This is a genomic window from Winogradskyella epiphytica, assembly GCF_003217215.1.
Lineage (GTDB): Bacteria > Bacteroidota > Bacteroidia > Flavobacteriales > Flavobacteriaceae > Winogradskyella > Winogradskyella epiphytica.
The window spans coordinates 1-6,284 of the sequence record NZ_QJTD01000018.1 but is presented as its reverse complement, the minus strand read 5'-3'; the positions used below and the strand labels follow the sequence as shown (position 1 = coordinate 6,284).

The 6,284-nt window shown below is 31.0% G+C and carries 6 protein-coding genes; 1 reads left to right on the top strand and 5 read right to left on the bottom strand.

Going from position 1 to position 6,284, the window contains the following annotated elements:
* Positions 1-220 precede the first annotated feature (220 nt).
* The 5 genes from DFQ11_RS14545 to DFQ11_RS14525 form a co-directional block, all read right to left on the bottom strand.
* Complete coding sequence (locus tag DFQ11_RS14545; RefSeq protein WP_110476610.1) at positions 221-805, bottom strand: hypothetical protein; 585 nt, start codon at positions 803-805, stop codon at positions 221-223.
* 145 nt (positions 806-950) lie between these two features.
* Positions 951-1,913, bottom strand: coding sequence for a hypothetical protein (locus DFQ11_RS14540; RefSeq protein WP_110476609.1), 963 nt, complete (start codon positions 1,911-1,913; stop codon positions 951-953).
* Positions 1,914-2,068: 155 nt separating this feature from the next.
* Positions 2,069-3,589, bottom strand: a complete 1,521-nt coding sequence (locus tag DFQ11_RS14535; protein WP_110476608.1) for a protein kinase domain-containing protein — start codon at positions 3,587-3,589, stop codon at positions 2,069-2,071.
* Between the two features lie 173 nt (positions 3,590-3,762).
* Positions 3,763-4,227: a hypothetical protein gene (locus DFQ11_RS14530; protein WP_110476607.1), complete on the bottom strand. Its 465-nt coding sequence runs from the start codon at positions 4,225-4,227 to the stop codon at positions 3,763-3,765.
* 220 nt (positions 4,228-4,447) lie between these two features.
* A complete protein-coding gene (locus tag DFQ11_RS14525) occupies positions 4,448-5,602 on the bottom strand; it encodes a hypothetical protein (RefSeq protein WP_110476606.1) in 1,155 nt (384 codons plus the stop codon).
* Positions 5,603-5,963: 361 nt separating this feature from the next.
* Here DFQ11_RS14525 and DFQ11_RS14520 point away from each other — a divergent pair.
* On the top strand, positions 5,964-6,284 hold a 321-nt coding region (locus DFQ11_RS14520), incomplete at its 3' end, for an IS110 family transposase (RefSeq protein WP_146221548.1).

Sequence of the window (6,284 nt, the reverse complement as noted above, 5' to 3'; positions counted from 1 at the left end):
TAGGACAGCAATTATTAAGATTATTAGGCTAAAACTTATTAAAATAATTTTCGCAATTTTCTTCATAAATCGTGATTTTTAAATTGGCTACAACGGTCTCGTATAACCGTCAGTTACGGCTTAGTATGCGTTAATTTTCGGTTTGGTACAGACTTTAGCAATTTCGAGTGGATTCGGACGTAGTCGAATCCGCCGTAATTGCGGTTATACATTGTTGCCATTAGTTTTTTATTTTTCTAATTATTTTTAAAAATCCAGTAGAATCCGTTTCAATTCCGTCCGAATAGATTGGAATCAAATTCTCATCTTGAATCAAGTACTTTATTGCTCGTTTAGCTAAATATCTTTCTTTGTCAATGTCTAATTTAATCGTATCCGAATTAATTTGATATTTCCCCCGTCTAATTGTTGTCCATTCAATTTCTCTTGTTTTCAACATATAACTTCCATCAGCTAAAGTCAGTTTATTTCCAATTACATCTGTTGCAATAAATTCTGGTTCCTTGTCAAAGAAATCATATGGAAACCAAAATGAACTTACACCAATCAAAGTTGAAATTACTAAAACAGTCAAAACGATTTTTGATTCTTTAATATTCTTTCCTTTTCTTATTCTACCTATGTTTTTAATTAACGTAAACAAAAATATTCCTGCCCCTGCAATAAGGAAGAATAACACTTTAAATCCACCTATAAGCCCACCAAAATTACCTTCAGTTCTCAATTCAGATAAGAGAATGAAGAATAGCAAAACTCCAATTGGGAAAATTGCTTTTAATATTAGGTTGTAATTCGTTTTTTTCAAATTAATGGCAACGGTCTCGGCTATGAGTAGTTGCGTGGGTTAGCACTTAACTTTGCAAGTACACACCGAACTGAAAATCCGTGAGGATTTTCAGAAGTAGGCGAGAACCAGCAATTACTTATAGCCATTGTTGTGTGGCGTTTTTTTATTTTTTTAAATAATCAAATATAATGAACGGAAGCAATGCGAATGCAAAAAACAAAATCATTGTATAAATCAAATCAGCAAATTTTCCGTGTTTATCTACTTCAGGTTCTCTATTAAAAATTACTTTATATAGTCGCCTAGTAGGATATTGAACTATTAATAGCGATAATGGATAAATAAAACTTACACTATTTAAATCAGAGATGTTTTCTTGATAATAATTCCTGAATAAATAACCATAACAAAAGAAGCCAACTGCAACCAAAAGACTTTTAATATAAAAGTCATTTATTCTCAACATTTCATAGTCCATAAAAAACCAAAGTCCGATTCCCATTCCAGTAAATAAAGTCCATTTTTCAATTATTTCAACACTATCTGTCAAATAGGGAACAAAAAAATGAATTAAGACAGCTATTGTTGAAATGTAAAAAACAATTTTAAATCGTTTACTAATCTTTAATTCTGATTTATCCTCTTTAAGCCTTTTGTTATTTGCTTTTATTGAAAGAGTCAAAGGATTTTTTAAATTACTTATATCAACTGTTGAATAAAATTTGTTGTCGGTTTGTTGGGTAACTTTACCTCCAAAATCAATTTTATAATGTTTGTTCTCGGCAGTTACCACATAAACGTTGTCAAATTCCTTATCATTTTTTGATATGTAAACCAAAAGTTCCTTATCGTTTAACCTTTTGTCTATATTTTTACCTTTAGTTAAACCTTTAATTTCCACATTATATTCAATTCCCTCTGGATATTCGAGATAATTTACCAAATAGAAAAAATGTTCATTGTCAAGAAGATTGTCAGCTATTATTATTTGTCTGTCAATTCCTTTTTCGAAAATCTTAAAGTTTAATTTTGAAGAAAAATTGTCAGAATATAAATCTATCCAATTCTCCAAAGCCTGTTTCACGTCATTTAGAGAAGCTCCTTTTATTTCTATAATGTTTTTCATTTACGATTTTCTCAAATGACACACAACGGTCTCGGCTATGAGTAGTTGCGTGGTTTAGCGTTTAACTTAGCAAGTACACACCAAACTGAAAATCCGTGAGGATTTTCAGAAGTAGGCGAGAACAAGCAATTACTTATAGCCATTGTTGTATGCCGTTATTTTTGTTTTCTCCTTTTCAATCTATGTCGCCTCATCATCCTTTCCATAAATGGCATTCCTTTATTATACTCATTCATCCATTCATTTATATATTCTCTAAATTCGTCAGTAGTCATTTTATTATGACGACCATCATAAGTAGAAGAAGTCAAATTATATGTTGACCTCTTATTAAAAATAACAAATGAACCTCTAAAGAATCTAGACACGTGTCTTGCAGTTTCAGGAATTTCATATCCCATTTCATTGTAATCGTAGCGATGCTCAACTAAATCGTATTTATCATAACTTCCTGGATAAATTTCGGACACACTTTCTCTATCGTGATTTTTTTCATATGGTATTTTCTCGTCTTCATTTTTGTAAACTCCTGAAGATTCCAATTCATCAAGCTCCAATCTGAAATAATTCCACTCTGCGTCAGCTCCAAAAGATTCAAAGATTAACCTTTTTGGTTTAACAATATCTGTCAGACCACCAAAATCTAATTCTATGCAATCTCTTTCATATGATTTTTTTGCTCCTTCTAAATCTAAACCACCACCATCTGGGAAAAATAAGTGATTTAAGTTATCATAAGAGCCAATGACATTAAGCACCTTAATTATATCCTCATTTTCTTCCCAGATTACTCTTTTAGGAAATGAGGTTGGAAAAAGTTTAGTTTGAATTTCAAACCACTGTTCTAGATTTTGTTCGTGAAAATTCTCGTTTAATAATTTCCAATCTTCGAGCTCATTTATGAATTGCACCATAGTAGGTCTTTTTTCCGGGTCATTATCTGTTGAAGCAGTTAATAACTTGTCAATTGGACTTGTATAGTGAGAATTGTAAAATTGTCTTAATTCGATGATTGAGTCAGTTGAATATTGTCCATCAAACCCTTTCTGATTTTCAGTTAAGATAATCCAAAGTGTTTTAGCGAGAGAATATACATCTGCTTTTAAGCTATCTGCCGAGGATGACTCTCTTTTCATTTCAGGTGCCATTGTCCATTTAGCACCTATGACTTCATTTTTATGTGAGATATCCTTTTTGTTTGGAAAGTCAACTAATCCAAAATCAGCTATACAAAATCTTGAATTAAACAAAAGAATGTTGGGAAGCTTGATGTCTCGATGTGATATTTTTCTATCGTGTAGATTTTTTAGTGTATTAGCAATTTCAATGACTGCATCAACTTTTTTTTCAATTGATTTGCCATTTAGCTCCCTTTCAGCGTTACTAGCAACTGGCATAACAAAATAAGGAATGTCAGTTTTTGAAAGTTTTTTTGGTAAATTCTTATCAATTATAGGAATTATTCCTTCAATATCAGAGTTTGCTTCTATTACGCTTATTTCATCCAAAAAGCGATTATACGATTTTTGCTTAAGAGTTTTAATGAGTTTTATAGCTCCAAATTCACCTTTTGAATTTACACATTTCCATACTTCACCATTCCCACCTCCACCAAGGTAGGAAACCAAAGTCCAATCATTAAATTTTTGATTTTTTTTAAATAGTTTTTTACTCATTTGGTTTTAATGGCATACAACGGTCTCGTATAACCGTCAGTTACGGTTTTAAAGTTAATAATTTTCGATTAAGCACTGACGTTAGCAATTCCGAGTGGATTCGGACGTAGTCGAATCCGCCGTAATTGCGGTTATACATTGTTAGCGGTTGTTTATTACGTTCGAATGTTTTTTCAGTCAGGATAATAATACCATTGTATATATTCACTATTATCAAAATAATCATCTTTCATCAACATATGTGACGTATTTCTCGTTCCAACGTGATAGTTTAATCCAAAATGGTCTTTTAAATATTCTTTGTTCTCGCTATGGTTAATAAACTCTTGAGTATAATTAATATATTCTTTTAATTCTGGATATTTAAACTTGTATCCGTTTATATTTTTTGGAAAGGAACCATTATTAATTTTATTTTGATATGCAAAAAGAATAATATTCGATGTTTCCTCTTTAAGTTTTATTAATCGGTTGTTGACAATAAGATTTTCCGGTATTATAATTGTTCCTAATATTAGCAAAGCAACCAGCGCTGTTTTTTTAAAATTAAAAACGAAAAGTAAAATAGGTATAACATTTACAAAAATCAATAAATGATAAATGGCCGAAGTAATTTCGCCAAAATTTTCGAACGCCATATTCGAAGCAATTATCTCAAATAAAATCAAAATTACTGTCAACACTGAAAAAAGTACTGAAGATAGAGAAGTCAGATGTTTGAATTTGACCATATTTTTTTCTTAAATAACCGCTAACGGTCTCGGCTATGAGTAGTTGCGTGGGTTAGCACTGAACTTTACAAGTACGCACCAAATTGAAAATCCGCGAGGATTTTCAGAAATAGGCGAGAACAAGCAATTACTTATAGCCATTGTTGTAAGCAGTTTTTATTTCAGAGTTTAATATATATTCGATTTTTTCTAATTCCAAGTAATTTATTCTGATTAATTTATAATTATTCTCTAAAGCAAATTCATTTTTTATTTCGTCTCTTTTTTGTTGTGATTTTAAGGCTTTTTCTCCGCCCCAAATTGAAACTGGTTCAAAATGTTGTATTCCGTCAAATTCAATAAGTGTTTTTGAGTCAGGTAAATAAAAGTCAAATGGTAATGTCGTTTTATGATTACAATCTTTAAACCTTTTTTGGTATTTGTAATTTATTCCTTGACTTTCTAAATAGAGCCTTATCTTTCTTTCTCCTGTTGTTTCTTTACACTTTGGACAACCCTTTCCATTTGAATAAATATGGTCAGTTGGTGCTTGTTTAAAAAATCCGTGAACTGGACATTCAATTTTTACTTTTTGATGAGCGTTTACGTAATTAACTTTATCGTAATTATAAATCTCTCCGTGTTGTTTAACTGCTTTTTCAACAAATTCGTCTTTTGTTAATCCTGAATTTCCTGTACAGCTTGGACAATTGTGTCCTTTTAAATGTGAAGAAGCAAATTGTTTCCACTTTCCGTGTTCTTTACAAATAATTGTTACTTTTTTATCTGCTCCTTTATATTCTGCCAACGAATAGTCATATTTATTTCCGTGAACTTCTTTTGCTAATTCAAGAAATTCTTCTTGTGTTCGAGAAAATAATAGCGAATGACCATCTAAACCACATTCGTAACAACCTTTTCCGTCGTTGACGTGATTGTCTGGTGTTTGTCTAAAATCTCCGTGTTTTTTACAAGTGATTATTATTTTAGAAAATGCTCCATTATAATCTAATTCAGATTTAGAATAATCGTATTTTTTTCCGTGAATTTTAATTGCTTGAGCGAGAAATTTTGAAAAAGGCTTTGTTCGTTTACTTTTAGACTTTTCAATTCCACAAATCGGACAACCTTGTTTTCTGTTTAAATGTTTGTAAGGTGTTTGGAAAAATGTTCCGTGTTCAGGAATTTTACAAATTATTTCGACTTTAGAATCAACATTTTTATATTCAGATTTCGAGTAATCATATTGCTTTCCGTGAATCGAAATTGCCTTTTTTATGAATATGTTTGTCTTATTGTTCACGGTTTTCTCAAATTGCTTACAACGGTTTTGTATATGATACGTTGCGTGGTTTAGCACGTAATTTAGCAAATAAAAACCGAATAGAAAATCCGCGAGGATTTTCGTAAGTAGGCTAGAACTAGCAATAAATTATATACGGCTTAAGTTAGCATTTTAATAAAAACACTAAATTAAGACCTATAAATAAGAAAGAACAAAGGAGAGGAATAAGGTTATTATATACGCAGAGACTTTGATCTCGTCAACATTGAAAATCCCCTCTCCTTTTCTACACAGATTTCGTACAGTTCTATGAGGCTCTTAGACCTCGCTTTTAAGTCGTTGAAACTCGCGTAGACGTCCTTTCAAAAATCATTTTATTATGAATAAAGATATTAAATTTTTTGGCATTGACATTAGCCATTTGGTTTTTGATGTTGCAGACTCTAATGGTAACTTTTATCAGTTTAAAAACACCCTTTCTGGATTTAAAAAGTTTGCAAAAATATTAGATATAGATAGCCATTGTGTCATGGAGGCTACTGGATATTATCATTACCAATTAGCTTATTATTTGTTAGAGTCAGGTATTAGAGTTTCTGTAGAAAATCCTTTAGCAGTAAAACGCTTTATACAGATGAAATTGTCTAAAATCAAAACCGATAAGAGCGATGCTAAACAGATCTGTGAATATGCCAAACAA